We start from the raw sequence: 22,967 nt of genomic DNA, 5'->3' as shown, positions 1-22,967 counted from the left end.
ATGAGTTTCGCGACTCTGGGTGATGGTGTGACCACGTTTCGTTCGCAGATTCGGTCCGCGCGGTGGCCGGCGGTGCTGGCCGCGTTCTGGTTGTGCGCCGCGCTGTGGTCACCCGGTCACGCCGTCTGGGCGGCCGAGCCTGTCGCGGTGGCCTCCGCCGTACACCTTGGTGAAGAGTGCGGCGCCGACGAGGCCGGGCCGCGCGGCACCCGCCGCCCGCCCGTGAAGCGGCCGCGCACCGCAGCCGCCCGCCCTTTTCCCGAGGTACGGCGGGCCGCGCCGGCCACCCGGGCGGCCGGGCACGCCGAGCGCCTGGTCCTGCTGAGCGTCTGGCGGCTGTGAGCCGGCGGGAGACCACTCCCCCGCCCGTCAGCCATCCGCACCGAACGCCAGGAGGGTGCTTCGCCATGCGCGAAACCGACGTCTTCTCCGAAATCTGGACCTTCTTCTGCCAGCGTTGCTCACACGTCTGGCAGGACGAGTACGAAGCCCGCCACCTCGACGACGGGCACGGCGGCGACACCGTCGCCTGGCGCCACCACGGCGTGCACAGCATGCCGCCGTGGGCGCACGCGACCTGCGTGAGCTGCAACGGCGTCATGGTCACCGTGTTGCCGGCCATTCCCGGCCAGCGCTGAACACCCCGGCGGCCTCTCCGTCCGCCGGGGAGGCCGCCTCCGGGTCAGCCGACGGGTTCCGCGTCGCCCTCCAGCGGCGGGGGGCGGTGCTCGTACGGGGTGCTCAGGACCACGGTCGTGCGCGTGGAGACGTTGGCCGCGGCGCGGATCTGCTGCAGCAGTTCTTCCAGGCCCACCGGTGACGCCACGCGGACTTTGAGTATGTAGCTCTCGTCACCGGCGACGCTGTGGCAGGCCTCGATCCCGTGCAGATGCGCCAGCCGGTCGGGGGCGTCGTCGGGCGCGGCGGGGTCGATGGGTTTGATCGACACGAACGCGGTCAGCGGCAGCCCGATGGCGTCGTGGTCGATCACGGCGGTGTAGCCGCGCACGATGCCGCGCTTTTCCAGGCGGCGCACCCGCTGGTGCACGGCCGAGACGGAAAGCCCCGTCTCCCTGGCCAGATCGGTGAAGCTCATCCGGCCGTCCTTGGCCAGCAGCGTGACGATCCGGCGGTCGATCTCCTCCATCGGTCAAAGGTAGCGGCTTCGTGTCACGGCGCGGTTCCGACGGGCTCGGCGCCCGACCGCAGCGCGTGCTCGACCAGCGTGATGAGCACCTCTTTGCCCGAGTCCTTACGGCGGGCGTCGCACAACACGATCGGGATCTCGGGCTCCAGCTCCAGCGCCCGGCGCACCTGGCCGACGGTGAAGGGACGGGCGCCGTCGAAGCAGTTGAGCGCGACGACGAAGGGGGTGCGGTGGCGTTCGAAGTAGTCGATGGCCGGGAAGCAGTCGGCGAGGCGCCGGGTGTCGGCCAGCACGACCGCGCCCAGCGCGCCGAGCGCCAGCTCGTCCCAGACGAAGTAGAAGCGCTCCTGGCCGGGGGTGCCGAACAGGTAGAGCATGTAGTCGTCACGGATGGTGATGCGGCCGAAGTCCATGGCGACCGTGGTCGTGGGCTTGGTCTCGACGCCCGACAGATCGTCGACACCCGCGCTGACGTGGGTGATCATCTCTTCGGTGCGCAGCGGGCGCGTCTCGGAGACGGCGCCGACCATCGTGGTTTTGCCCGCGCCGAACCCGCCGGCGATCAAAATCTTGATCGCGGTCGGCAGTCGCCATCGTTCAGAGCGACCGAAGTCCATCGAGCACCGCCCTGTGAAGTGCCCTGGTCAGAGTGACCTGTCAAGGCGCAGAGAAAAGGTCCCATCCACTTACCTGGCAACGAGACACCCTAGCAACGCCACAATTTCCACTCAAGGCACAATCCATCACAGGAAGCCATATGTCCCTCTTTGTCGCCTAGAGCACGGTAATACATGGCGGCTCCTTGCGCTCGTAAACTCCAGAGTCAGCGAGCTGTCAGGCCATGAGGCCCGAAATGCCATGAAAACCGGTATTAAATCCGATCTGACGGCGCAGGTACGCGGCCGTCAGCGGGCTCACCTCGCGCAACGGCCCGATCAGGGCCGCCGCCTCCTGGGCCAGAACGGTCATCCGATCGGTCACGTCGCCGTGACTGACACCCAGCATCAGCACGTTGAGGTCGCCCCAGCTGACATCCCGGCGATAGGAGGCCAGGTCACCCAGCAGGTGCAGATACCGCTGCACGTGCCGGCTGGCCGGCTCCAGCTCACCCAGATGCCGCCGCGCCCAAGGGTCGCCCGCGTAGATCCAGTGTGACAGATCCACGAAGCTCGAACCGCAGCTGTCAGCGTTGTCGAGATAACGCCCGAGCGAGGGCACCATCCCCGCCTCCCGCCACACCCAGGCCCGCTCCATCGCCGTCAGCATGCGCTCCAACTGCGCCCGCCACCGCCCCCGCAGCCCCTCGAACCCCTTGACGGTCGCCATCTCATCCCGCAGATCCGCCAGGAACCGAGTAGCGGGCACCCTCGGCGCCGCCCCGTCGGCCACGCCCATGCAGTCGCGGCTCAGCTCGTCCACCTCGTCCCGGGTGGCGGCCGCATGCTCCACCAGCCACCCGACGGCCCGCACCCACAGCGCCGCCCGATTGGCCACCTTCAACCGCTCCGCCGCCGACCAGGGCGAACTGAACGCCGTGGACAGACAGAGCGCATGATAAAGATCAGGATCAAAGGCCGCTCTGGGGAACAGTCCGCCGTACATCTCAACGCACCGGCGCAGGTCACGGGCGCATTCGGCGGCGAGCGCACAGACGCGACCAAGCTCGGAGGCCTCGCCCAGCTCGTCGCCCGCCACCCTAGGGCCGCTCGCTCAGCGTTCGCACCATGACGCCGACCCCCACACCGCGTGTATCGACCTGTGGGCGAATTGTCACATGATCGCGCACTACCGATCAAGGTATGCCCCCGTTCCTTCCCCACCACATCCCACCCCCCAACCCCGACCCCACCACCCCTGGCCGTCCCTCCTCACCCGCCCAACCGCCCAAACCCCATGGGGTGAAGCGCACCGGCTACCGGCACACGGAGGTGGCGCGGCGACGCCCGGTCTGCTTGGTGGCCAGTACCGGCGCACGCGGACACGGGCCAGCAACGCCTGGTCGGCCCAGCAGCCAGAAGACCATGGGCGAGTTGGCGCCCCGGTAACCCGCTGGCCCGGCGACACCCAATCTGCTCAGCGGCCAGACGGTCGTGGGCACGTTGACCGCCCGGTGACCGTGTGGCCCGGTGGCCCGCTGGCCATGGCCGGTGGCCGTGCCCGTAACCCGGTGACCGTGACCGTGGGCGGGTAACCGTGACCCGGTGACCGTGACCGTGGACGGGTGGCCGTGGCCGTGGGCGGTGGGCGTGGCTGGGTGGTCTGTTTGGTTGTCAGGGGGTGGTGGGTGGGTGGGGCTACTTGAGGGTGTCGAGGAGGCGGTTGAGTGGGCTGTCGAGGTCGTAGCGGTCGGCGAGCTGGACCAGGGTCTCCGGATCGCGGGGCTTGGCGGGCAGGGTGAGGTCGGCAGGAGGCAGCGGGGCGTCGGGGGCTACCTCCACCACGGCGGGGGCAACCCGGAGGTAGTCGCGGGCGGCGGCCAGCTTGGTGCGGGCGCCGGCCGGGAAGCCTTCGGTGGCGCCCTCGTCTAGGGCGGTCAGGAGAGCGTCCAGGGAGCCGAAGCGGGTGATCAGCGCGGCGGCCGTCTTCTCCCCCACGCCCGACACGCCGGGCAGGCCGTCGGACGGGTCGCCGCGCAGGGTGGCGAAGTCGGCGTAGGAACGGCCGGGAATGCCGTACTTGGCGGTTACGAACGCCTCGTCCACGACCTGGAGGTTGCGGATGCCGCGCGCCGTGTAGAGGATGCGAACCGGCCTTGAGTCGTCGACCAGCTGGAACAGGTCCCGGTCGCCGGTCACCACGTCCACCGCGCCGCCGCCGGCCGCGTGGGTGAGGGTGCCGATGACGTCGTCGGCCTCGTACCCGGGCGACTCCAGGCGGGCGATGCCGACCGCGTCCAGCACCCGCTCGATCACCGGGATCTGCGGCACCAGCGTGTCGGGCACCTCCTCGGTGTCACCGTGGGCCACCCGGTGCGCCTTGTAGGTGGGTATCGCCGCCACCCGGAACGCCGGGCGCCAGTCGGCGTCCATGGTCGCCACGAGCTCGGCCGGGCGGTACTTGCGCACCAGGGTGGCGATCATGTCGATCAGCCCGCGGACCGCGTTGACCGGCATGCCGTCGGGCGCGGTCATCGACTCCGGGATGCCGTAGAAGGCGCGGAAGTAGAGCGAGGGTGTGTCGAGAAGCATCAGCACCCGCCCATGTTCGCACTCCGCCCCGACATTCCGCGCTGGGTTCGCGGGGCCGCCGTTGGTGTCGGGCCTGGGCTTGCCCTGGAGCCGGCCCAGGGTGGAGTCGTTACAGCAAGCAGCCTGGGTTTGCCGTGGCGCGGGCCCAGGATGGCGTCGTGGGGTTTCCGTGGCGCGGGCCCCGGGCGGAGTCGTTACGGCGGGCGGCCCGTGAGCCTCACGACCGGCGCTCGACGGGCGGTCACGCACGACGGCGGGGCGGGTGGGGCGGCTTGCCGTAACGGATGGGCGGGACAGAGCGCCGTAACGGATGGGCGGGACAGAGCGCCGTAACGGATGGGCGGGACAGAGCGCCGTAACGGATGGGCGGGACAGAGGGCCGTAACGGATGGGCGGGACAGAGCGCCGTAACGGATGGGCGGGACAGAGGGCCGTAACGGATGGGCGGGACGGAGCGCCGTAACGGACCCGCAGCAAGGAACAAGAAAGAAAGCAACGGAAGAAAAAGATCAGATCCCAACCCCCACCGCCAGGAGGCAGGCATCGTCCTCCGGGTTGGGGCCGCCGATGTCGGCGAGGAGGCGGTCGAGGCCGGCGTCGAGGTCGGAGGTGAGGAGGTGGGCGGCGGCCGACACCGCCAGGTCCAGGCCCTCGTCGATGTCGCGGGTACGCCGCTCGACCAGGCCGTCGGTGAACAGCAGGAGGAGGTCGCCGTCGCGGAGTTCGACGCTGGCCAGGCGGTAGGGCTGGTCGCAGGTGGCGCCCAGCAGGACGCCTCTCGGCTGTGTCAGGGTTTCGGCCTTGCCGTCGCGGACCAGGATGGGCGGCAGATGCCCGGCCTGGCTCCAGGTGAAGATCCGGGTCGCGGTGTCGAGGTGGCCGATGATGGCCGTGGCCGTGGTTTCCTCGAGGCGGTGCAGGACGAGTTCGTTGAGCCAGGCGAGGAGCTGATCGGCGGGCTGGCCGGTCATGGTGAGGCCGACGAGGGCGTGGCGGAGCTGGGCCATGTGGGCGATCGCGGGCAGGCCGTGGCCGGAGACGTCGCCGATGGCGAGCATGACGCGGTCGTCGGGCAGGGCGGCGGCCTCGAACCAGTCGCCGCCCAGGTTGGCGGTCTTCTCGGCCGGCACGTAGCGGACGGCGATCCTGGTGCCGGGCAGGTCGAGGCGGCCGGTCGGCTCGGGGAGGATGGCCTCGCGCATGGCGAGCATGACGTGGCGTTCCTCGGCGGCGCGTTCGCGGGCCTCCAGGAGCTGGCGGCGTGATTCGGACATGATGCGTTCGGCGCGGCGGCGGCCGGTGATGTCCTGGACGACGCCGTGCACGCCGATGGGGCCGCCGGGGGCGACGAGGGGTTCGAGGACGACGCGCAGGTTGCGCACTTCGCCGCCGCGCCGGATGCGGAACTCCGCCTGGACCGGCTCCACGCCCTGCACGACGCTCCACAGGAGCTGGTCGAGGGCGCCGAGGTCGCAGGGTTCGACGTAGCCGGCGAGCTCGGGCAGGCCGAGCGGGCCGTCGGCGCGGTCGCGGCCGAAGATGACGTAGACGTGGTCGGACCATACGGCGTCGCCCGTGCGCAGGTTCCACTCGGCCCAGCCCATGTTGCCGAGCCGTTCGGCGTGGGACAGGCGCACGGCCAGCATGGCGGCGTCGTGCTCGCCGGCCTGCTGCTGGGTCAGGTGTCCGATGAGCTCGGCCGCGCTCATCGGACGGTGGTCCGGTGATGGGAGGGGTGGCTGATGGCCGCCCGTAACGTCGACCATAGTTCACTCGCAAACGACATGGATCGGGACAAGAGGTCCCACAGTATGTGATCGTCCTTGAACGGAGTGTAGCGATGGCTTGCCGTGTTGTGAGAGCTTTTCGCGGATTTTAGATGAGCGGTGACGAGTAGATTGGGGCCCGTGACGTCCGAAGACTTGTATCCCGTGTCCCGTCTGGCCGCCGCCCAGGAGGCCACCGCCAAAGCCGGGCTCGACGCCCTGCTGCTCACCCCCGGACCCGATCTGCGCTACGTCAGCGGCTACCAGGCGCTGCCGCTGGAACGGCTCACCTGCCTGGTGGTGCCGGCGGCGGGCGAGCCGTACATGATGGTGCCGCGGTTGGAACTGCCGGCCGCGCAGGCCTCGCCCGCGTCGCGGCTCGGGCTGGAGTTCGTGGCGTGGGACGAGACCGACGATCCGTACGAGATCGCCGCCAGACGCCTCGGTTCGGTGGCCCAGGTGGGGCTGGCCGACCGGATGTGGGCGATGGCCTCGCTGGCCTTCCGCGCCGCGATGCCGGGCACCGAGCAGGTGCTGGCCGGGACGGTGCTGCGCGAGCTGCGCATGCGCAAGTCGGCGGCCGAGGTGGAGGCGTTGCGCGAGGCCGGGGAGGCGATCGACGCCGTGCACCGGCAGGTGCCCGGTTTCCTGCGGGCGGGGCGGACCGAGCGTGAGGTGGGCCGGGACATCGCCGACGCGATCCTGGCCGCCGGGCACGAGACGGTCGACTTCGTCATCGTCGCCTCGGGACCCAACGGCGCCAGCCCGCACCACGAGCTGTCGGACCGGGTCATCCAGGCGGGCGAGCCTGTCGTGGTGGACATCGGCGGGCAGTTGCACAACGGCTACTGCTCCGACTCCACGCGCAACTATTGCGTCGGCGAGCCGCCTGCCGAGTACGCGGCGTACTTCGAGGTGCTGCGCCGCGCCCAGGACGCCGCGTGTGAGGCGGTACGGCCCGGCGTGTCGTGCGAGTCGGTCGACGCCGCGGCCCGCGAGGTCATCACCGAGGCCGGGTTCGGGGAGAAGTTCATCCACCGCACCGGGCACGGGATCGGCATCGAGACGCACGAGGAGCCGTACATCGTGGCGGGCAACGGCGAGCTGATGGAGCCGGGCTTCGCGTTCTCGGTGGAGCCGGGCATCTATCTGGCGGGCTCGCACGGGGCGCGGATCGAGGACATCCTGGTCTGCACCGACTCGGGCGGTCTGCGGCTCAACAACACACCGCGCGACCTAGTAATCATTTAGCCCGGCCAGCCCGGTTCGAGCAGGTCGAAGATGGCGTGCATCGCGGCCAGGGGGTCGGGCTCGGCGCCCGCGAGTTCGGGGATCTCCAGCACGTAGCGGGCCAGCGCGCGCACCGCCATCCCGGACGGGTCCTGGCCGCTCTCGGCCGCGATGGCCGCCGCCAGGGCCGGTTCGCCGGCGATCCACAACGTGCGCGAGTACGCGCGCAGGGCGGGCGTGTTCACGATCAGGTCGCGTTTGCGCCGCAGCTCGGGCGGCAGGTCGCCGGCGAACGGACCACCGGCGGCCAGGCACCGCCGCAGCGCGCGCGGCACCGGCTCGCCGGGCGGCCGCTCGCGCACCGCCCGCGCGAGCCGGTCGCCGCGCCCGGCGCCGTCGTCGAAGATCAGCGCCTCCTTGCCGTCGGGGACGTGCGCGAACAGGGTCGCGATGGAGACGTCGGCGGCTTCGGCGATCTGGGCGACGGTGACGCCGTCGTAGCCGTGCTCGGCGAACAGCCGCACCGCCGCGTCCGCCAGCGCCTTGCGCGTCTGCGCCTTCTTCCGTTCGCGGCGGCCCGTCGTCATCACCATGCGCCCCACTGTAGCGACAAATCCAGAATGACTATAGTTTTAGAGTCGTTTCAGATTTTTTCGCGATAAAGGGGGCGTCATGGCATGGAACGTGCACCGGCCGCCACGGGCGGAGGGCAAGACGGTCCTGGTCACCGGCGGCAACGCGGGCATCGGGTACTTCGTGGCCGAACAGCTCGCCGGAGCCGGGGCCGAGGTCGTGCTGGGCAGCCGGGACGCGGCCAAGGCCGCGCTCGCGAAACAGGCGATCCTGGCCAGGGTGCCCGCCGCGCGGGTGCGGCACCTACGGCTGGATCTCGGCGACCTGTCGTCGGTACGCGCCGCCGTACACGAGCTGAACCACCTGGACGCGGTGGTCTGCAACGCCGGGGTGCATCTGGACCGGCCGCCGAGACGTGAGACGGCAGCCGGCCACGAGCTGATGTTCGCCACCAACCACCTCGGGCACTTCGCGCTGGTCGGATGGCTGGCGCCGCTGCTGGCCGACGGGCGGGTGGTCACCACCGGCAGCTTCACCGCGAAGTCCGTGACCCTCGACCCCGCCGACCTGCAGAGCCGGCGCGACTACGAGCCGAAGCGCGCCTACTCGCGCTCGAAGCTGGCCCAGATGCTGTTCGGCTTCGAGCTGGACCGCCGCCTGCGCGCGGCGGGCGCCGCGACGCTCAGCGTGGTCACCCATCCCGGCGGCGCGCTGGACGGCCTCACCCCGTCCCGTCCGCCGCTGCGCCGCCGGTCGGCGGGCGAACGGCTGCGTACCCTGCCCGCCGGGCTCCTCCTCCAGAGCAAGCAGGCGGCGGCGTGGCCGGCGGTCCGCGCGGTCCTCGACCCGGACGTGCGCGGCGGCGAGCTGTGGGGGCCGAGGGTGTTCGGCGTGCGCGGCCGGCCCGCCCGCGAACCGGTGCGCGGCCCGCTGGCCGACCCCGGGCTCGCGGCGGCCGTGTGGGCGGCGAGCGCCGAGCTGACCGGCGTCGACCCGGCCTGGAGCCTGCGCTGACCGTCAGCCGGCGCCGAACCGCGGCACCGGCAGGTCCTCGGTCGCCAGGTGCACGATCGGCGAGACCGTGTACACGTCGATGCTGTGCCGCCCGCCCTCGCGGCCCAGGCCGCTGGCCTTCACCCCGCCGAAGGGCGTGCGCAGGTCGCGGACGTTCTGGGAGTTGACCCAGAGCATCCCGGTCTCGATCGCCTGGGCCATGCGGTGGGCACGGCGCAGGTCGTTGGTCCACAGGTACGCGGCCAGGCCGTACCGGGTGGCGTTGGCCAGTTCGATCGCCTCGGTCTCGCTGCCGAACGGGGTGACGCACACGACCGGGCCGAAGATCTCCTCCTGGAAGATGCGCATGTCCGGGGTGACGTCGGCGAAGACGGTCGCGGCCAGGAAGTTGCCGTGAGGCAGGTGCGGTGGCCGGGCGCCGCCGGCGGCCAGGCGGGCGCCCTCCTCGACGCCGAGCCGTACGTAATCGGTCACCCGGGCGTAGTGCTCGGGGTGGATGAGCGCGCCCAGCTCCGTGCCGGGGTCGGAGGGGGCGCCGACGCGTACCTGGGCGGCCCGCGCGGCCAGCCGTTCGGTGAACTCGGCGTAGATCGAGGCGTGCACGAGCACGCGGGAGCTGGCGGTGCACCGCTCGCCGTTGAGGGAGAAGACGCCGAAGACGGCGGCGTCCAGCGCGCGCTCCAGGTCGGCGTCGTCGAACACGATCAGCGGGGACTTGCCGCCGAGCTCCATGGACAGGGTCTTCAGCGTGCCGGCGGCGTTGCGCATGATGGCCTGGCCGGTGGCGCTCTCCCCGGTGAAGGAGATCACCGGGACGTCGGGGTGCGCCACGAGCGCCGCGCCGGCCTCTTCGCCGATGCCGTGCACCAGGTTGAACACCCCGGGCGGCAGGCCCGCCTCCTCCATGATGTCGGGCAGCAGCCCTGCCGACAGCGGCGACCACTCGGCGGGCTTGAGCACCACGGGGCAGCCGGCCGCGAGCGCGGGCGCCAGCTTCCAGGTCTCCAGCATGAACGGCGTGTTCCACGGGGTGATCAGCCCGGCCACGCCGGCGGGTTTGCGCAGGACGTAGTTGAGCTGGGCCGAGCCGACGCGGTAGACGTCCTCGCTGAGCGTGGTGACGACGTCGGCGAAGAAGCGGAAGTTCTGCGCCGCGCGCCTGGCCTGGCCGCGGGCCTGGGTGATCGGCAGGCCGGTGTCGCGGCACTCCAGCGCCGCGAGGCGCTCGTCGCGCGCCTCGATGGCGTCGGCGATCCTGCGCAGGGTCACGGCGCGTTCCTCGCCGGGCAGCCGCGGCCACGGACCGTCGCTGAAGGCCTTCCTGGCCGCGGTCACGGCCGCGTCGACGTCCTCGGCGCGCCCCGCCGACACCGTCAGGTACGCCTCGTTCGTCGCCGGTTCCACGGAGGTGAAGGTGGCGCCGGAGATGCTGGGGACGCGGGCCCCGTCGATGTAGTGCTCCAGGGTCATCGGGTCAGATCCTCACAGTCGGCCAGCAGCGCCTCGATCCGGGTGATTCCGGCCGGGGTCGGCGGGATGAGCGGTGGCCGCACGTGTCCCGAGGCGATCCGGCCCCGGAGTTCCAGCACCCACTTGGCCGGGGCGGGGTTGGTCTCCACGAACAGCAGCTCCACGAGCGGGTGCAGGGCGTAGTGCAGGTCGAGCGCGGTCCGGTGGTCGCCTTCCGTGTACGCGGTGTACATGCGGGCCACGGCCGCCGGAGCCAGGTTGGCCGCCGCGCTGACGAACCCGGTGCCGCCGATGGCCAGCAGAGGCAGGCAGAGCAGCTCGATGCCCGACCACATGAGGAAGTCGCGGCCGCACCGGTGGAGCACCTGCGAGAAGTGCTCGAAGTCGCGGGTCGTCTCCTTGATGCCGACGATGTTGTCGTGCGCGTGGCGGAGCCTGGCGACCGTGTCGGGCGCGATGTCGACGGCCGTGCGGGAGGGCACGTTGTAGATCACGATCGGCAGGCCGGGGAACTCTGCGGCGATCGTGGAGTACCAGCGGAACAGCGCCTCCTGGCTCGGCCTCGCGTAGTAGGGGGTGATGACGAGGACGGCGTCGGCGCCGAGCCGTTCGGCCTCGGCGGTGAGCAGGAGGGTCTCGTCCAGCTTGGCCGAGCCGGTGCCGGGCAGGAACGGCGCCCGGTCGCCGACCTCCTCGGCGACGGCGGCCATGGCGGCGATCCGCTCCTCAGCCGACTGCGCGCCGGGCTCGCCGGTGGAGCCGCCGATGGAGACGCCGTGCGAGCCCTGGCCGAGCTGCCAGCGGACCAGGCCGCGCAGCGAGGCGAGGTCGAGCGCGCCGTCGGCGGTGAACGGCGTTACCACCGGCGCGATGGACCCCCTGATGGCGGCGGGGTCGGAACGGTACTTCACGCGTCTCCTCCTTGCTGCCAGGCCCGGTAGGACTCGCGCCAGGACTGGTTCATCGGGTAGAGGCCGTCGATCGAGGCGCCGGCCGCGACCCGCTGGTAGATGAAGCGCTCCTCGTCCTCCTGCCCGGCTGCGGCGCCCGCCACCTCGGCGGCCAGGGCGGGCGGCAGCACGACGACGCCCTCGGCGTCGCCCACCAGCACGTCGCCCGGCATGACGAGCACCCCTCCGCACGCCACGGGCACCTGCGACTCGACGGGCACGTGCCGGCGCCCGAGCACGGCCGCGTGCGGCACCGCGAAGTAGGCGGGCAGGTCCAGCTCGGCGAAGGACGGGCTGTCGCGCAGCCCCCCGTCGGTGACCACCCCGGCCGCTCCCCTGCGCAGGGCGCGCATGGCGAGGATGTCGCCGAGCGTGCCGGCGCCGTGCTCGCCGCGCGCCTCGATCACCAGCACCTCCCCCGGCCTGATCTCCTCGACGGCCCGTTTCTGGGCGTTCATGCCGCCGCCGATCTCGGCGAAGACGTCCTCGCGCAGCGGCAGGTAGCGCAGGGTCCGCGCGAGGCCGACCATGCGCAGGTCGGGCCGGGTGGGCCGGACGCCTTCGATGAAGTGGTGGTCGATGCCGCGTTTGCGCAGCTGCGAGGAGAGCGTGGCGGTGGAGACCGAGCGCAGCGCCGCGATCGTCGGATCGTCCAGGGGGTACGGCGCCGCCGTCCGCCCCCGGCCGAAGGCGGCGGCCCGGCTCTCCTCGTCGGCCCTCGGCTGCGCGCCCCACGCGGCCGGGGCGGCGCGGGGCTCGGCGACGACCTCGTTGCGCAGCCGTCCCGCGTCTTCGAGCTCGACCTCGACCACGTCGCCAGGCTTCACGACGGTCGAGCCGGCGGGTGTGCCGGCGAGGATGAGGTCGCCGGGCTCCAGCGTCATGTAGCGCGACAGGTCGGCGATGAGCAGGTCGAAGCCGAACAGCAGCTCGCCGGTGTCGGCTTCCTGCGCGAGCTCGCCGTTGACGTAGGTGCGCAGCCGCAGGGCCCCGGGGTCCACGCCGGTGAGGATCGCGGGCCCGACCGGCGTGTAGCCGTCCTGGCCCTTGGCCCGGAGGTTGGATCCCCGGTCGGCGTGCCGGAAGTCGTACACCCCGAAGTCGTTGGCGGCGGTGTAGCCCGCGACGTGCTCCAGCGCCCGCTCCGGCGGCACGCAGCGGGCGTGCCTGCCGATGACGACGGCGATCTCGCCCTCGAAGGTGAGCAGCTCGCACCCGGCCGGGCGCACGACGGGGCGGCCCGACCAGGACAGCGAGGAGGGTGGCTTGAGGAAGTAGGAGGGGGCCGAGGGGAGGCGTCCCCGTTCGGCGGCCCGGCCGCGGTAGTTGAGGTGAACGGCGATGATCTTCCCCGGCGCCAGGCCGAGCGGGTGATCCATGGCGACTCCAGATCATATACGACATCGTGGATGATAGCGGATCCGAAGGATGGAGTACTATAGACAAAGATATCTGAGTTCGTACATGATTTTGCGATGCCGGGGGGTGGAACAGGCCCCCCGCCCTTCGGCATACTCAGTGAGCCGATGCCGGGCCTGGGAGGATGCGCATGGGAGAGATCGTCCTGGCAGCCAAGATCACACACGTCCCGTCCATCTGGCTGTCCATCCAGCCGGGCAAGCACTACGGGATCCGCCGGCCGGCCGAGATGGCGCTGACGGAGATCGGCAGACGCGCCCGCGAGCTCGGCGCCGAGACCTTCCTGGTGGCCGACACCCACTGGATGAACAGCATCGGCTTCCACCTCAACGGCAAGGAGCGCCACCGCGCCTCCTACGCCAGCCACGAGCTCCCGCACTTCATCCACGACCTCAAGTACGACTACGACGGCGACCCCGAGCTGGCCGAGCTCATCGGCGAGGAGATCGTCGCCGGCGGCCAGAAGGCGCACGTGCACACCTACAAGGACCTCGGTCTCGAGTACGCCACGCTCGTGCCCATGTACTTCGTCAACGGCGACGCCGCCATCAGGGTGCTGCCGATCGGGTGCAACATCTACTCCTCCATCGACGAGAACCGCCGGATCGGCGAGGCGCTGCGCCGCGCGATCCTGCGCAGCGGCCGCAAGGTGGCCTTCCTGGCCAGCGGCTCGCTCTCGCACGCCTTCCCGCCCAACGAGATCGCCGAGACCCTGCTCAACGAGGTCAGCAGCGCGTTCAACCGCAAGACCGACATGGCGGTGCTCGACCTGTGGACCGAAGGGCGGATCGCGGAGTTCCTGGAGATGCTGCCCGACTACAACCTGCGGTGCACCGGCGAGGGCGCCATGGCCGACACCGCCATGCTCTTCGGGCTGCTCGGCTGGAAGGACTACACGGGCAAGGGCGAGCAGCTCTGCCCGTACTTCGGCAGCAGCGGCACCGGGCAGGTGGTGGTCGACTTCCCGGTGCCCTCGTGGAGTAACATCTGAAATCGTATGTGAAAGGTGCTGGAGTCATGGGAGAGCTGGCCGTACGCGTGTTCGCCGCCAAGGTGACGGCCGGTCCCCCGGTGCTGCTTCTGCACGGGTTCGCCGCCGACGGGCAGCGCGACTGGGTGGCGACCGGGATGGCGGACGCGCTGGCCGCCACCGGCCGCCGGGTCGTGGTCGCCGACCTGCCGGGACACGGGGACAGCCCGGCGCCGGACAGCCCCGCGCACGCGGGGGCCGGCCGGATCGCCGAGGCGCTGGTGGCGGTGATGGACGCGGGGGTGTTCGACGTCGTCGGCTACTCGCTGGGGGCCAGGATCGCCTGGGAGCTGCCCGGCGCGGCGCCCGGCCGGGTGCGCCGGGCGGTGCTGGGCGGGCTCAGCCCGTTCGACCCGTTCACCGCCGTCGACGTCGAGGCGCTGCGCCGGGCCGTCGCGGGAGGCGGCCCGCCCGCCGACCCGCTCACGGCCATGATCGCTGATATGGTCCTCGCCCAGGGCCACCGGGCGGCCGGGCTGGTGACCTGCGTCGAAGGACTGCGCGCCACCCCGTTCGAGCCGGGGGCGTGGACCGGCGCCGAGCCTCCGGTGTTCGTCGCGGGGCAGGAGGACGTGGTCGTGGCCGGAATCGAGCGTATCGTCGGGCAGGTGACGGGTGCCCGGCTGGTCACCGTCGCGGGCGACCACTTCCAGGCGTTGTCCGGTCCCGGCCTGCGCGAGGTCGTGACCACCACGCTGGCGCCTTGACAACGAGGGGGATCTCGACATGAGGGGAATGAGGAAAGAGCGGTGAGTTCCGCGAAGGGGTCCACGCGGGCCAATGCGTCCAAGGCCGAGATCAGCTACGAGCTGCTGCGCTCGCGCATCCTCGACGGCACCTACGGTCCCGGCTACCGGCTGGTGATGGACCAGCTCGCCCGCGAGACCGGGGTCAGCACCATCCCGCTGCGCGAAGCCGTACGGCGGCTGCAGTCCGACGGCCTGGTCGAGGTGGTGCGCAACATCGGCGCCCGGGTGGCCGTCTTCGACGCCGCCCAGGTCGAGCACGCGCTGCAGGTGCTGGCCCGGCTGGAGGGTTATGCCACGGCCATCTCCGCGCCGCTCATGACCCCGGAGCAGCTCGCCCGCGCCCGCGCGGTCAACGACCGGATGGTCGAGGCGCTGGAGGAGTTCGACCCGGTCTCGTTCACCGCGCTGAACAGGGAGTTCCACTTCGCCATCTACGCCCAGTGCCCGGACGAGCACCTGCGGGCGCTGCTGGAGGCGGAGTGGGCCAGGCTGGACCACATGCGGCGCTCCACGTTCAGCCACGTGCCGGGGCGGGCGCGCCGTTCGGTGGAGGAGCACGAGCACATGCTCGACCTGATCCAGGCGGGCGCGCAGGCGCAGGAGATCGAGCGGGTTGCGTGCGCCCACAAGATCGCCACGGCCGACGCCCTGCACAAGGCCCAGGCCAAAAACCGCGGCTGACCTCAGGTGAGGAGCTGGCCGCCGTCCACCTGGACGACGGTGCCGGTGATGTGGCGGGCGGCGGGCGAGGCGAGGAAGACGACCAGCGGCGTGATGTCGCCGGTCCCGGCGATCCTGCCGAGCGGGATGCGCGACTCCCAGGCGGCGCGGGCCGCGGGGTCGGACATGAGGCCCGCGGTCATCGGGGTCAGCACCGGGCCGGGCGCGACGCCGTTGGCCCTGATCCCGTAGGGGGCGAGCTCCAGCGCGGCGGTCCTGGTCAGAGCATCCACGGCGGCCTTGGTGGCCTCGTAGTGTCCCAGGCCGGCGGTCGGCTGGCGGGCGCCGATCGAGCTGATGTTGACGACGCAGCCGCCGCGCCCGGCCGCGATCATGCCGGCGGCGACCGCCCGGGTGACGGTGAACGTGCCGCGCAGGTTCACCGCGACGACCCGGTCGAAGACCTCCAGCGGCAGCTCCACCAGCGGACCGCCACCGGCGACCACCCCGGCGTTGTTGACCAGGACGTCGATCGTCTCCCCCACCTGGGCCAGCGCGGAGTCCACCGACGCCGCCTCGGTGACGTCCATGGTCACCGAGGCGGCCCCGATCTCGGCGGCGGCCTTCTCCCCCGCCTCCCCGTCCACGTCGGCGATCACCACCCGGTCCCCGGCCTGCGCGAACGCCCGCGCCACCGCCTTCCCGATCCCCCTGGCCCCGCCGGTGACCAGCACCAGCCGCCGTGCGCCGTCGTCCGGGCTCATCGGGCGTACGCCACGATCACGCGGGGGCAGCCGGGCAGGCACAGGGTCTGGCCGGGTTCCCAGCCCGACTCGGTGAGCCAGCCGCGTACCTCGTCCTCGGGATAGACCGTGGTGCCGTCGATGACCAGGTACTCGGCCGCGTGCAGGGCGTCCACGACCCGCTGCACCGGGTCGGCGTCGAGGAAGAAGTCCAGCAGGAGCAACGTGGCGCCGGGTGCGGCGAGCTCGCGGGCGCGTTCGGCGTAGCGGATGTTGCGTTCCGGGCCGAAACGGTGCACGACGTGCTCCAGCAGGACGAGGTCGTAGCCGGTGGTCAGGTCCGCGGTGAAGGGGTCGGCGGCGGCCAGTTCGGCGCGGTCGCCGACGCCCGCCTCGTCCAGCGTCCGCTTCGCGAAGACGGCCAGGTCGCCCTCGGCGCAGAACGTGCCGCGCAGTTCCGGGGCCGCGTTCATGGCCTGGGCCAGGAACGCTCCGGACAGGCCGCCGAGGTCCAGGGCGCGGCGGTGCGGGGTGAAGTCGTAGTGCGCGGCGAGCGTCCTGGCGTGCAGGGAGTTGTAGGTCATCACGCCGGTGAGGAACACCTCCATCCGCTCGCCGTCCAGGTCCAGCGGGGCGGGCTCCCCGGTACGGGCGCTGGCGCCGAAGCCCAGCCAGTGCGGGTAGCTGATGGCCTCCAGGAAGGTGAGGAAGGGGCGCAGGTCGAGCTCCCCCGCCGCGCCGGTCAGGTGGCGGTCGGTGGCGGGCGTGTTGGTGTAGACGCCGCCGGTCCGGGTGAGCAGGCCGAGCCCTGACATGGCGTCGGCGAGGATGCGCACGGTGCGCTCCGGCAGGCCGGTGCGCCTGGCCAGGTCGGCCGCGCTCGCCGGGCCGGAGGCCAGCGCGGCGAACAGGCCGAGCTCTCCGGCCGCGAAGAGCTGCTTGGCGGCCATGTATCCGGTGGCCACCTCCACGATGCGCGCCGCGCCGCTGCTGTCCTGGTAAAGCGACATGTGACACCCCTTCAGGAGCGAACAGTATCGGGAATGATATACGATTCTTCCGTGTGGCCGCCAGGCCCGACGTCGCTCGGCTCAGGGAGGTGTGCGGTGCGGTATTCCGGTGCGGTGCCCAGGCGCAGGCTCGGCATGCGGGGACCCGTGGTCCCCATGGCCGGGCTCGGCTCGTGGAACACCTGGGATCGGATGGAGTTCGGCGCGGCGGTCGAGCTGATCGGCGCCGCCGTACGCCATGGGGTGAGCCTGTTCGACGTCGCCCACTACAACGCCGGGCCGCACGCCGAGGACGCGACGACCGACGTGATCTTCGGCAAGGCGGTCAGGGAGGCGGGGATCGCGCGCGAGGAGTACACGCTGTGCGGGAAGCTCTGGCTGTGGGACTACCCCGCCAGCTCCTTCGCCGCGCAGATCGAGACGTCGCTGGAGCGGATCGGCACCGACCGGGCCGACCTCGTGGTCGTCGGCGACTTCCTCGGTGAGCTCGACCTGCGCTCGGTGCTGACCGACGTGTCCGAACTGGTGCGGGCGGGGCGGTTCGCGGCCTGGGGGGTCAACAACTGGGCGGCGCGCGATCTCGGCCGGGCCTGCGCGCTGGCCGCCGCCGAGGGGTTCACGCCGCCGTCGTTCGCCCAGCTCAAGTACAGTCTGGCCCGGCGTTCCGTTCCCGAGGGCCTGCCGTACGGCCGGCTGCTGTCGCAGGCGGGGCTGGGGCTGCAGGCCTCCGACGTGTTCGAAGGCGGCATCCTGGCGGGCCGCCTTCACCCGAGGCGCAAGATCGGCGCGGACCCGGGCGGCATCCGCGAACGGATCCGCGCCTCGTTCCCGCTGGTCATGCGGGCCGCCGAGCGCTTCGGCGCCACCCCGGCGCAGCTGGCCGTCGCCTTCTGCTTCACGCACCCGGCGGTCGCGACCGTGCTGTTCGGCGCGAGCGGCGTACGCCAGCTAGAGGAGAACCTGGGCGCGCTCACCCTCCTCGAACGCCACGGCCCCGAACTCCGCGAAGCCGTCGCGGACCTGTGGCTCGACCGCGACGTGGTCAACCCCGAAGCCTCCTGGGGCACCGCCTAGGCCTGGTGGACGACGCGGCCGTCCACCATTGTCAGGGCGATGGGCACCTCGGGCAGGGCGGACGGGTCGATGGTGCGCAGGTCGCCGCCGAGCACGCACAGGTCGGCCACCTTGCCCGCCTCCAACGTCCCTTTCCAGGCCAGTGCGCCGTCCTGCCAGGCCGGGACGACCGTGTACGCGCGGAGTGCCTCGTCCATGGGCAGTCCTGCCTGGGCGACGCCCACCCGCCAGTCGGGTGTGAGCACGGGCGCGTCCGAGCTGAGGCAGAGCCGTACCCCCGCCGACAGGGCGTCGCGCAGGGGCCAGGCTCCGGCCAGCGCCTCCTGGCCCAGTGCGGCGGCGAGCATGTCGCCGGTGGCCACGGCGATCCCGGGCTGGGTGTTGAGGCCGATCCCCGCATCGGCCATCGCCGTGAGCGTCTCGGGAACGACCAGGTCGCCGTGGATGATGTAGTGGCGCCGGTCGCGGCCGTCGCGGGCGGCGGCGGCGCGCATCGCCTCGACCGCGGTGCGCACGGCTCTGCCGCCGGTGGCGTGCACGCCGACCTGGTATCCGGCCGCGTGCGCCGCGGCGATCATCTCGGTCAGCGCGGCGGCTCGGGCCTCGGGTGAGGGGCCTTCCACCAGGAGCCCGCCGTGGCCGCCGTGCGTGTACGGCTGGTCGGTCCAGGCGGTGCCCATCGGCGGGATGCCGTCGGCGAAGATCTTGACCCCGGCCACGCGCAGCCACCCCGGCACCTCGGCTGGGGGACGGAAGGCGCGCAGACCCTCCCGCAGGGCGGTCAGGGTGCTGGGGCCGTCGAGCTGCCCGAACAGCATCAGCGCGGTGACTCTCGCCGTGAGCCTCCCGTCCGCGGCCAGCTGCGCGTAGTCGTGCAGCGCCGCGGACCCGAAGCAGCCGGTACGGCCGGCGTCCTCCCCCGGCCCCAGCCCCGGCTCGGTGTAGCTGGTGACGCCCAGCGAGGCCAGCAGCCGCCCGGTGCGCAGGATGGCGGCGCGGCGCTGCCGTTCGTTCTCCAGACGGACCGGCGCGCCTTCGTGCTCGCCCTCGGCCAGTTGCTCCATGAGCAGATCGGGCCACATCGCCCCGAGCCACACGCCGTGCAGGTGCGAGTCGTTGATGCCCGGCAGCACCGATCGGCCGCGCAGGTCGATCACCCGGGTGTCGGGTCCGATGAGCGGCGCGACCTCGCGGGCTGAGCCGGCGCGGGCGATGAGGCGGCCGCGTACCGCGAGGGCCTCGACGACACGATCTTCCTGGTCGAGCGTGTGCACCACTCCGCCCGTGAGCACTGTGCCGGCGGGCCGGGAACCGTTGCGCAACATCTTCCTCCCCACTCTGGACACCACCGCGTGGATGCCCATAACGTACACGGAATCAGATACGATTCGAGTTCTGACCCCGGGTGCGTCTCTCACCCAGGCGAGCGGAGGTAGGCATGCCTTTGCATCCCGACGCGCAGGCGATCATCGACCGCACTCCCGCCATAGAAGCAGGACAGCCCGTGGTGCTGGACCCCCAGACCATGCGCGAGCAGTTCCGTACCACCTGGCGGCTGCCCGACATCCTGCCCGCCGTGCACCGGGTGCGCGACACCGCGATCCCCGGCCCGGCCGGTGAGATCCCCGTGCGCGTCTACACCCCGGAGGGCGCCGGGCCCTTTCCGGCCTTCGTGTGGTTCCACGGCGGCGGGTGGACGATCGGCAGCCTTGACGAGAACGAGTACGCCTGCCGTACCGTCTGCGCGCGGGCCGGTGTGGTCGTGGTCTCGGTGGACTACCGGCTCGCGCCCGAGAACCCCTATCCCGCGGCGGCCGACGACTGCTTCGCGGCTGTGCGCTGGGTGCACGGGCACGGGGCGGAGATCTCGGCCGATCCGGGGCGGATCGCCGTCGGCGGGGAGAGCGCGGGCGGCAACCTCGCCGCCGTGGCCGCGCTGAAGGCCCGTGACCTGGGCGGGCCGCGGCTTTCGCTGCAGGTGCTGGTCTCGCCGGTGCTCGGACATCCGGACGACGGGCGCGCCTCCTATCGGGACTATGCCGAGGGATATTTCCTGTCTCGGGCGAGCATGGAGTGGTTTTTCACCCTTTATCCGCGTGATCCGACGAACCTGCGTGACCCCTACCTGCTGCCGCTGCGGGCCGATGACCTGTCGGGCCTGGCCCCGGCGCTGGTGCTGGGGGCGGAGTACGACGTGCTGCGCGACGAGGGCGAGGAGTACGCGGCCCGGCTGCGCGAGGCCGGGGTGCCGGCGGAGGTGGTGCGCTACGACGGGCTGATCCACGGCTTCTTCGGGCTGCTGGCCACCGAACTGCCCGCCGCGCGCGCGGCGCACGACCGGGTCGCCACCGCGCTGCGGACGGCGTTCGGCGGAGGCGACCGGTGAGCGGGAGCGGGAGCACCCCCGGCCCGGACCCGGCCCAAAGCCCGGCCCCGGCCCCGGCCACAAGCTTGGACGCGCACGTCAGTCCGGACCCGCACCACGGTCTGGACCCGCACATCGGGTCGGACGCGGTTCTCAGTCTGGATGGGGTCGGCGTCAACCGGGGCGAGGCCGAGATCGTGCACGAGGTGTCGCTGGAGGTCGGGCCCGGGACGGTGACCGTCGTCCTGGGCTCGAACGGGGCGGGGAAGACCACGCTCATGGACGGCATCGCCGGGGTCGCGCAGGTGTCGTCGGGCGCCATCCGGCTCAGTGGCAGGCCGATCGAGAAGCTGCCGACCTACCGGCGGGCCCGCGCCGGCCTCGGCTACGTCGAGCAGTCGCGCACCGTCTTCCGCACCCTCACCGTCGAGCAGAACCTGCTGGTCTCGCGCAGCGGGCAGGGCGAGCTCGACCGCGTGTTCACGCTCTTCCCCGAGCTGGAGCGCCGCAGGAACCTGCAGGCCGGGCACCTGTCCGGCGGCGAGCAGCAGATGCTCGTGCTCGGCCGCGCGCTGGTCGCCGACCCGAGGGTCATGCTCATCGACGAGATGTCCATGGGGCTGGCGCCCGTGGTGGTGCGCCGGTTGATGGGCGCGGTGGGCGACCTGGTCGGCCTCGGCATCTCGGTCCTGCTCATCGAGCAGTTCGCGGCGCTGGCGCTGGAGATCGGCACCCGCGCGTACGTGCTGCGCAAGGGCCGGGTGGTTTACGACGGCTCGTGCGCGGAGCTGAGGCGGGACCCGGAGCTGCTGCACGAGTCCTACTTCGGGGCGGCGCCGGTATGAACCCGCGCGCCTTCGCGATCGGGCTGGGCGTGGCCGTGGCGGTCTGTGTCGCGGTGCCCGCCGTGTTCTCCGCCCACTGGGTCTTCCTCGCGATCACCGCCGTCGTCGTCTCGATCATCATGCAGAGCTACGGCGTGATCGTGGGCAGGGCCGGGATGATGTCGCTGTGCCAGATGTCGTTCGCGGCCATCGGCGCGTGGGTGGTGCTGAAGCTCAACCTGCACGACGCCCCTGGCGGGTTCCTGCTCTGGCTCGTGCTGGGCGGGCTGGCCGCGGTGCCGGTGGGCGTCCTGATCGGCCTGCCCGCGCTGCGTATCCGCGGCGTCAACCTGGCCGTGGTCACGTTCGGGTTCGCGGTCTCGACCGACATCGTGCTGAACGCCAACCAGTTCCCCGGCACCGGTGAGCTGAAGACGGTCGTGCGGCCGGAGCTGTTCTCCGGCGACCGGGCCTACTTCGTGCTCACGGTGATCGTCTTCTGCCTGGTGGCGATCGGGCTGAGCCTGTTCAACCGCACCCGGCTCGGCATGTCGTGGCTGGAGCTGAAGCACTCCGAGCGGGCCGCGGCCGCGCACGGGGTCTCGGTGGCACGCAGCAAGCTCGCCGCGTTCGCCATCAGCGCGTTCGTGGCGGCCATCGGGGGCGGGCTGATGGCCGGGCAGCTCGGCCTGGTGGTCGCGCAGAACTTCTCGATGGGACAGTCGCTGGCGTTCTTCGCCGTCGCGATCCTCATCGGGCCGCATCACGTGGACGGCGCGATCATGGGCGGCGTCTTCGGCGCGGTCATGGCCACGATCCTGGAACGGCTCAGCCTGCCGCAGGACCTGGGCGGCATGCTGTTCGGCGTCTTCGCCGTGCTCGCGCTGCGCTCCGGGGTCAGCCAGACCGACTTCGTGCAGGCCCGCAGGCGGGAGCGGGCGGCACGGCCACTGCTCGAAGGGCGCGCGGAGGCCCCCGAGACCGCGCCGCTGTCACCGTCGTCCCAAAAACCGTCCAAAACGCCATCCGAGCCGCCGGGGCGCCCCTTGCTGCAGGTCAGCGGGCTCACCGTGCGCTTCGGCGAGGTCACCGCGCTGGACGAGGTCACCCTGACCGTGCCCGAGGGCGCGGTGGCGGGTCTCATCGGGCCCAACGGCGCGGGCAAGAGCACGTTCATCGCCGCCGTGACCGGTTTCCTCGGCGGCTACCGGGGCTCGATCGTGCTCGCCGGACAGCCGCTGGACGGCCTGCGGCCCGACGTCAGGGCCGGGCGCGGGCTGCGCCGTACCTTCCAGACCACCACGATCCCGGCAGAGCTGACCCAGTACGAGTATCTGACGATCGGGGCCGGGCGCCGCCTGGACCTCGGCGAGGCCGGGGAGCTGCTGGACTTCTTCGGCTGCCCGCCGGCCCAGGTCCCGGTGTCGCTGCTGGACGCCGGGACCCGGCGGCTGCTCGACGTGGCCGCCGCCGTCGCCGCCCGGCCCAAGGTGGCGCTGCTGGACGAACCGGCGGCCGGTCAGTCGGGCGCGGAGTCGCTGCGCTTCGCGGCGCGGCTGGCCGAGGTGCCGGCCCGCTACGGCGTCGCCGTCCTGCTGGTCGAGCACGACATGGAGCTCGTCACCGCGGCCTGTTCGCAACTCACCGTCCTCGACTTCGGGCGGGTCATCGCCTCCGGCCCCACCAGGGACGTCATGGAGGACCCCGCCGTCGTCAACGCCTACCTCGGCATAGCGGCTGCCCCGCTGGCCTGAT

At 71.9% G+C, this 22,967-nt stretch carries 23 protein-coding genes; 11 read left to right on the top strand and 12 right to left on the bottom strand.

The genetic code is table 11. The features are described 5' to 3' along the window. The first annotated feature begins 27 nt into the window (after positions 1 to 27). On the top strand, positions 28 to 342 hold the full coding sequence (locus HNR40_RS33195; RefSeq protein WP_184968405.1) for a hypothetical protein: 315 nt from the start codon (positions 28 to 30) through the stop codon (positions 340 to 342). A gap of 65 nt (positions 343 to 407) precedes the next feature. Next, entirely contained in the window at positions 408 to 638 is a 231-nt protein-coding gene (locus HNR40_RS33190) for a hypothetical protein (protein ID WP_184968403.1), read from the top strand. Between the two features lie 44 nt (positions 639 to 682). Here HNR40_RS33190 and HNR40_RS33185 read toward each other — a convergent pair whose 3' ends face one another. From HNR40_RS33185 to HNR40_RS33165, 5 genes are all read right to left on the bottom strand, one after another. Further along, positions 683 to 1,147 (bottom strand): Lrp/AsnC family transcriptional regulator, encoded by a 465-nt coding sequence (locus tag HNR40_RS33185; RefSeq protein ID WP_184968401.1) that lies wholly within the window; start codon positions 1,145 to 1,147, stop codon positions 683 to 685. A 23-nt stretch (positions 1,148 to 1,170) separates the two neighbouring features. Next, entirely contained in the window at positions 1,171 to 1,764 is a 594-nt protein-coding gene (locus HNR40_RS33180; RefSeq protein ID WP_184968399.1) for a GTP-binding protein, read from the bottom strand. 217 nt (positions 1,765 to 1,981) lie between these two features. Further along, on the bottom strand, positions 1,982 to 2,842 hold the full coding sequence (locus HNR40_RS55215; protein WP_184968397.1) for a terpene synthase family protein: 861 nt from the start codon (positions 2,840 to 2,842) through the stop codon (positions 1,982 to 1,984). 599 nt (positions 2,843 to 3,441) lie between these two features. Continuing rightward, positions 3,442 to 4,335: a 5'-3' exonuclease gene (locus HNR40_RS33170; protein WP_184968945.1), complete on the bottom strand. Its 894-nt coding sequence runs from the start codon at positions 4,333 to 4,335 to the stop codon at positions 3,442 to 3,444. Between the two features lie 509 nt (positions 4,336 to 4,844). Continuing rightward, positions 4,845 to 6,044: a PP2C family protein-serine/threonine phosphatase gene (locus HNR40_RS33165; RefSeq protein WP_246509729.1), complete on the bottom strand. Its 1,200-nt coding sequence runs from the start codon at positions 6,042 to 6,044 to the stop codon at positions 4,845 to 4,847. 198 nt (positions 6,045 to 6,242) lie between these two features. Between HNR40_RS33165 and HNR40_RS33160 the strand changes: the two genes are divergently transcribed. After that, the gene (locus HNR40_RS33160) at positions 6,243 to 7,352 is read left to right on the top strand and encodes a M24 family metallopeptidase (RefSeq protein ID WP_184968393.1); all 1,110 of its coding nucleotides are present in this window, start codon (positions 6,243 to 6,245) and stop codon (positions 7,350 to 7,352) included. On the opposite strand, the gene HNR40_RS33155 is transcribed toward HNR40_RS33160, so the two are convergent. Then, positions 7,349 to 7,924: a TetR/AcrR family transcriptional regulator gene (locus HNR40_RS33155; RefSeq protein WP_184968391.1), complete on the bottom strand. Its 576-nt coding sequence runs from the start codon at positions 7,922 to 7,924 to the stop codon at positions 7,349 to 7,351. The two genes, HNR40_RS33160 and HNR40_RS33155, sit on opposite strands and share 4 nt — an antisense overlap. Positions 7,925 to 8,003: 79 nt before the next feature. Between HNR40_RS33155 and HNR40_RS33150 the strand changes: the two genes are divergently transcribed. Then, positions 8,004 to 8,918 carry an SDR family NAD(P)-dependent oxidoreductase gene (locus HNR40_RS33150; RefSeq protein ID WP_184968389.1) on the top strand — a complete coding sequence of 305 codons (915 nt, stop codon included), beginning with the start codon at positions 8,004 to 8,006 and terminating at the stop codon, positions 8,916 to 8,918. A gap of 3 nt (positions 8,919 to 8,921) precedes the next feature. Here HNR40_RS33150 and hpaE read toward each other — a convergent pair whose 3' ends face one another. From hpaE to HNR40_RS33135, 3 genes are read right to left on the bottom strand one after another with little or no spacing between them, the layout of a single operon-like run. Continuing rightward, entirely contained in the window at positions 8,922 to 10,388 is a 1,467-nt protein-coding gene (gene hpaE / locus HNR40_RS33145; protein ID WP_184968387.1) for a 5-carboxymethyl-2-hydroxymuconate semialdehyde dehydrogenase, read from the bottom strand. Then, a complete protein-coding gene (dapA, locus tag HNR40_RS33140) occupies positions 10,385 to 11,299 on the bottom strand; it encodes a 4-hydroxy-tetrahydrodipicolinate synthase (protein ID WP_184968385.1) in 915 nt (304 codons plus the stop codon). Before dapA ends, hpaE begins: the two co-directional genes overlap by 4 nt. Then, a complete protein-coding gene (locus HNR40_RS33135) occupies positions 11,296 to 12,717 on the bottom strand; it encodes a fumarylacetoacetate hydrolase family protein (protein ID WP_184968383.1) in 1,422 nt (473 codons plus the stop codon). Before HNR40_RS33135 ends, dapA begins: the two co-directional genes overlap by 4 nt. A gap of 170 nt (positions 12,718 to 12,887) precedes the next feature. Here HNR40_RS33135 and hpaD point away from each other — a divergent pair, with 170 nt between their 5' ends. The 3 genes from hpaD to HNR40_RS33120 are packed head-to-tail and all read left to right on the top strand — an operon-like array spanning position 12,888 to position 15,217. Continuing rightward, the gene (gene hpaD / locus HNR40_RS33130) at positions 12,888 to 13,748 is read left to right on the top strand and encodes a 3,4-dihydroxyphenylacetate 2,3-dioxygenase (protein ID WP_184968381.1); all 861 of its coding nucleotides are present in this window, start codon (positions 12,888 to 12,890) and stop codon (positions 13,746 to 13,748) included. 26 nt (positions 13,749 to 13,774) lie between these two features. Beyond that, on the top strand, positions 13,775 to 14,494 hold the full coding sequence (locus HNR40_RS33125) for an alpha/beta fold hydrolase (RefSeq protein WP_184968379.1): 720 nt from the start codon (positions 13,775 to 13,777) through the stop codon (positions 14,492 to 14,494). A 42-nt stretch (positions 14,495 to 14,536) separates the two neighbouring features. After that, entirely contained in the window at positions 14,537 to 15,217 is a 681-nt protein-coding gene (locus tag HNR40_RS33120; RefSeq protein ID WP_184968377.1) for a GntR family transcriptional regulator, read from the top strand. Positions 15,218 to 15,219: 2 nt separating this feature from the next. On the opposite strand, the gene HNR40_RS33115 is transcribed toward HNR40_RS33120, so the two are convergent. Further along, positions 15,220 to 15,960: an SDR family NAD(P)-dependent oxidoreductase gene (locus HNR40_RS33115; protein WP_184968375.1), complete on the bottom strand. Its 741-nt coding sequence runs from the start codon at positions 15,958 to 15,960 to the stop codon at positions 15,220 to 15,222. Then, positions 15,957 to 16,949, bottom strand: coding sequence for a methyltransferase family protein (locus HNR40_RS33110; RefSeq protein ID WP_184968373.1), 993 nt, complete (start codon positions 16,947 to 16,949; stop codon positions 15,957 to 15,959). The genes HNR40_RS33115 and HNR40_RS33110 overlap by 4 nt, the downstream gene beginning before the upstream one ends. Before the next feature lie 96 nt (positions 16,950 to 17,045). Here HNR40_RS33110 and HNR40_RS33105 point away from each other — a divergent pair, with 96 nt between their 5' ends. Beyond that, positions 17,046 to 18,023: an aldo/keto reductase gene (locus HNR40_RS33105; RefSeq protein WP_312896616.1), complete on the top strand. Its 978-nt coding sequence runs from the start codon at positions 17,046 to 17,048 to the stop codon at positions 18,021 to 18,023. On the opposite strand, the gene HNR40_RS33100 is transcribed toward HNR40_RS33105, so the two are convergent. Continuing rightward, positions 18,020 to 19,348 (bottom strand): amidohydrolase, encoded by a 1,329-nt coding sequence (locus HNR40_RS33100; RefSeq protein ID WP_184968371.1) that lies wholly within the window; start codon positions 19,346 to 19,348, stop codon positions 18,020 to 18,022. The genes HNR40_RS33105 and HNR40_RS33100 overlap by 4 nt on opposite strands. Positions 19,349 to 19,461: 113 nt before the next feature. On the opposite strand from HNR40_RS33100, the gene lipP1 reads away from it, so the two are divergent. Genes lipP1 through HNR40_RS33085 form a run of 3 tightly spaced genes read left to right on the top strand, consistent with a single transcriptional unit; the run spans position 19,462 to position 22,966 of the window. Further along, positions 19,462 to 20,409: a LipP1 family hormone-sensitive lipase gene (lipP1, locus tag HNR40_RS33095; protein WP_184968369.1), complete on the top strand. Its 948-nt coding sequence runs from the start codon at positions 19,462 to 19,464 to the stop codon at positions 20,407 to 20,409. Then, positions 20,406 to 21,233 carry an ABC transporter ATP-binding protein gene (locus tag HNR40_RS33090; protein ID WP_312896615.1) on the top strand — a complete coding sequence of 276 codons (828 nt, stop codon included), beginning with the start codon at positions 20,406 to 20,408 and terminating at the stop codon, positions 21,231 to 21,233. The genes lipP1 and HNR40_RS33090 overlap by 4 nt, the downstream gene beginning before the upstream one ends. Continuing rightward, the gene (locus tag HNR40_RS33085; protein WP_184968367.1) at positions 21,230 to 22,966 is read left to right on the top strand and encodes a branched-chain amino acid ABC transporter ATP-binding protein/permease; all 1,737 of its coding nucleotides are present in this window, start codon (positions 21,230 to 21,232) and stop codon (positions 22,964 to 22,966) included. Before HNR40_RS33090 ends, HNR40_RS33085 begins: the two co-directional genes overlap by 4 nt. Position 22,967 lies beyond the last annotated feature (1 nt).

Origin of the sequence: Nonomuraea endophytica, from assembly GCF_014203235.1 — a bacterium.
Classification (GTDB): domain Bacteria; phylum Actinomycetota; class Actinomycetes; order Streptosporangiales; family Streptosporangiaceae; genus Nonomuraea; species Nonomuraea endophytica.
The sequence above is the reverse complement of the archived record's forward strand: the minus strand, read 5'-3'. Positions and strand labels throughout refer to the sequence as shown.